Annotated in this window: 4 protein-coding genes; 1 reads left to right on the top strand and 3 read right to left on the bottom strand. The window is 63.5% G+C overall.

What is annotated here, in order from left to right; translation table 11 throughout:
* The 3 genes from EOA22_RS27230 to EOA22_RS27240 form a co-directional block, all read right to left on the bottom strand.
* The coding region (locus EOA22_RS27230; RefSeq protein WP_164755872.1) for an ABC transporter ATP-binding protein at positions 1-783 on the bottom strand (783 nt) is incomplete at its 3' end.
* On the bottom strand, positions 780-1943 hold the full coding sequence (locus tag EOA22_RS27235; RefSeq protein WP_063167768.1) for an ABC transporter permease: 1164 nt from the start codon (positions 1941-1943) through the stop codon (positions 780-782). The genes EOA22_RS27230 and EOA22_RS27235, both read right to left, overlap by 4 nt.
* A gap of 55 nt (positions 1944-1998) precedes the next feature.
* The gene (locus EOA22_RS27240) at positions 1999-2910 is read right to left on the bottom strand and encodes an ABC transporter substrate-binding protein (protein ID WP_013532241.1); all 912 of its coding nucleotides are present in this window, start codon (positions 2908-2910) and stop codon (positions 1999-2001) included.
* A 204-nt stretch (positions 2911-3114) separates the two neighbouring features.
* Here EOA22_RS27240 and EOA22_RS27245 point away from each other — a divergent pair, with 204 nt between their 5' ends.
* Positions 3115-3687: an NADPH-dependent FMN reductase gene (locus tag EOA22_RS27245; RefSeq protein ID WP_013532242.1), complete on the top strand. Its 573-nt coding sequence runs from the start codon at positions 3115-3117 to the stop codon at positions 3685-3687.
* The last annotated feature ends 67 nt before the right edge of the window (positions 3688-3754 follow it).

Raw genomic sequence — 3754 nt, forward strand, 5'->3', positions numbered from 1 at the left:
TTCGGCGGAGCCCGTCTCCACGGCATCGCGGACCCGACCGAGCGACAGCAGCCGGAACGGCCTTTCGCTGGCGCCGACCAGGGTCTCGACGAAGGCGCTTGCCGGCTTTGCCAGGATCTCGGCGGGCTTGGCGTATTGCACCAGCTTGCCGGCATCCATGACCGCGATCTTGTCGCCCATATGCACGGCCTCTTCCATGTCGTGGGTGACCAGGATGATGGTGGTGCCGAAGCGCTTCTGGATCGCCAGCAGATCTTCCTGCGCCTTGTTGCGGATGATCGGGTCGAGGGCGCCGAACGGTTCGTCCATCAACAGCACGTTGGGCTCGGCGGCGAGCGCGCGGGCAACGCCGACGCGCTGTTGCTGGCCGCCGGACAGTTCGTGCGGATAGCGCGGCCCGAAGGCTTCGGGGTCAAGCTGATAGAGCGTCATCAGTTCGTCGACCCGGGCCTTGATGCGGTCCTTGTCCCAACCGAGCAGCACCGGCACGGTGGCAATGTTCTGCGCCACCGTGCGATGCGGGAACAGGCCGTGGCCCTGGATGGCGTAGCCGATGCTGCGGCGCAGCTCATAGCCGGGCAGCGAACGATTGTCGGCGCCGTCGAGCTTGATGATGCCCGAGGTCGGCTCGACCAGCCGGTTGATCATGCGCAGCAGCGTCGTCTTGCCGGACCCGGACGTGCCGACAATGACGGCGATGGTGCGCGGCTCGATGACCATCGACACGTCATCGACCACGGTCGTCGCGTCATAGCGCTTGGTAATGCCTTCGATCTCGATCATGCCGTTTCAACCCTGCGCCTGGTGGCGGTCATTTCGATCACCGCATCGAGGATGATGGCGGCGGCAAAGGCGAGCGCGACCGTTGGCACCGCGCCGAGCAGCACAAGGTCCATCGCCGTCTGGCCCACACCCTGGAAGACGAATACGCCGAAACCGCCGCCGCCGATCAGCGCGGCAATGGTGGCGAGGCCGATGTTCTGCACCAAGACGATGCGAATGCCGGTCAGGATCACTGGAAAGGCCAGTGGGAACTCGACGCCGAACAGGCGCTGCCTGTCGGTCATGCCCATGCCGCGCGCGGCGTCGTTGGCCGCGCGCGGCACGCCAGCGAGACCGACCACGGTGTTGGCCACCACCGGCAGCAGCGAATAAAGGAACAGCGCGACGAAGGCGGGTGCGGTGCCGATGCCGCGAATGCCGAGCGCGGCAGCCCCCGGCACATGCGTGGCCACCCAGCCGAGCGGCGCGATCAGCAGGCCGAACAGCGCGATCGAGGGAATGGTCTGGATGATGTTGAGCACGTTGAGAACCCCGGCGCGCAGACTTTCGACACGATGGCAGAGAATGCCCAGCGGCAGGCCGACGACCACTGCCGCAAGCAGCGACCCTAGCGCCAGCGTTACATGCTTGGAGCCCTCCGCCCAGAAACTGTCGGCGCGGTTGAAATATTCCTTCAGGATCGACAGATTGTCCCAGCTTCCCGAAATCAACAGCAGCCCGATCGCCAAAGCCGAGACCGCAAGCACGCCAACTCGTGCCAATGGCGACAGGTCCAGCCGTGTCAGCACATCGGCGAGCAAAAGCGTGAAGGCAAAGATCAGAATCCAGAAACCGGAGGCTGGCGAAACTCTCGCAAAGGTGTTGCCCTCCGGCGTGAGGAATGTTCCGGCGACGCCGATCAGCAGCGCGAGCGCGGCAAGCGCCACCACGCTGGCGGCAAGGCGCAGCGAAAGCGGTGTCTTGAACAGCGCGATGAGTGCTGCGGCGACGATCATGACGAGCAGCAGCGTCCCGGTGGTTGCCGGCAGCGCCTCGAGAATCGAGCGCGCCTGGCCGGGGACGATGCGGTTGGCACGGAACGTGGCAAAGGGCGCGGCAAAAGCCGCGTAGGCTGATATAGCGGCGATGACCACGCCGAGCTTGTCGAAGCGGATGTTCACGCCCTCCCCCGTCAGTCGATCCGGCGCGCCACGAAAGCGGCGCGCCGGAATCGTCCTACTTCAGGAAGCCGTTCTTCTTCAAAAAGTCCTCGGCGACGCCCTTGACCGGCTCGCCGCCGACCTGCACGCGACCATTCAGCTCCTGCAGCGTGACGAGGTCGAGCTTGGCGAAGACCGGCTTCAGCAGCGTCTCGATCTCGGGATGTTGCTTCAGCACCGCTTCGCGGATGATCGGCGCCGGCTGGTAGACCGGCTGCACGCCCTTGTCGTCGTCGAGCACGACGAGCCCGGACGGTGCGATGCCGCCATCGGTGCCGTAGACCATGGCCGCATTGGCGCCGTTGGTCTGGTTGGCGGCCGCGGCGATGGTTGCCGCGGTGTCGCCGCCTGAGAGAGTGATCAGTTGGTCCGGCTTCAGCGTGAAGCCATAGGTGGTCTGGAAGGCCGGCAGTGCAGCCGCCGAATTGACGAACTCGGCAGAAGCCGCCAGCACCACCTGACCGCCGCCCGCGACATATTTGCCGAAGTCGGTGAGCGTGGCGAGCTTGTTGGTCTCGGCGACTTCCTTGCGCAGCGCAATCGCCCAGGTGTTGTTTGCGGGCGACGGCGACAGCCAGACGATCTTGTTGGCGTCGTAGTCGAGCTTCTTGGCCGTTTCATAGGCCTTGGCGGCATCCTTCCAGACCGGGTCGTCGGCCTTCTCGAAGAAGAAGGCGGCGTTGCCGGTGTATTCGGGATAGATGTCGATCTCGCCAGCGGTGATCGCCTTGCGCACCACCGGCGTGCCGCCGAGCTGGATGCGGTCCGATGTCTTGATGTTGTTGGCGTTGAGGACGAGCTGGATGATGTTGCCGAGCACGCCGCCCTCGGTGTCGATCTTCGAAGAGACAACCACCTGGGCATTGGCGGAAGCCACCGTGATGCCGAGCGCCAATGCCGCGCCGGCCAGAAACTTGACTGAAAACATTGTGGAACCCCTAGCTATGAACCGAAACGCGATGACCGCATATGAGCATGGCTTCAACGGCCAGTCGGGGCACACGGTTTCATAACAAGGGGGATCAGCGCAATATTTTTGTTCGGAAGGCCGATTTTGAGGCGACGCTGGCGATCTGCTGCCATCTGGCGGATAATGCCATAGGGTGCGGGTGGCAAACACGGAGAGCGTGTCATGGCCATACACAAAGTCGGCTACCTCATCGGAAGTCTTGCCCGGGAATCCATCAACCGCAAGCTCGCGAAGGCGCTCGTTCAACTGGCTCCTCCGGAACTTGAAATGACGGAAATCGCCTTCAGGGATCTGCCTCTTTACAGCTACGATTATGATGCGGATTTCCCGCCGGTCGCCCGGGATTTCAAAAAGGCGATCGCGTCCGTTCAGGCCGTCCTGTTCGTTACCCCGGAGTACAACCGCTCGATCCCTGGCGGATTAAAGAACGCGATCGACTGGGCGAGCCGCCCCTATGGAAAGAATTCATTCGCGCGCAAACCGTCCGCCGTCATCGGAACATCGCCGGGCGCCATCGCAACCGCTGTCGCCCAACAAAGCCTGCGCAGCGTTCTGAGCTTCTGCAACTCACCCCAGATGAATGCGCCGGAAGCCTATATCCAGTTCACGCCGGGACTGATAACGGACGACGGCGAAGTGACGGTCGAATCCACCGAGGACTTCCTGCGCAACTACATGGCTGAGTTCCATATGTTCATAGCGAGGGTGCTTCAGGTGTTGCCGCCGGACGCATAGGTTTGGCGTCAAGCCGGGCGCGCGCTCGTCACCTTCAGCGCGCCCAGCGCCACGAAGCACAGGACGG

The organism is Mesorhizobium sp. M7A.F.Ca.US.014.04.1.1 (assembly GCF_003998745.1).
Lineage (GTDB): Bacteria > Pseudomonadota > Alphaproteobacteria > Rhizobiales > Rhizobiaceae > Mesorhizobium > Mesorhizobium ciceri.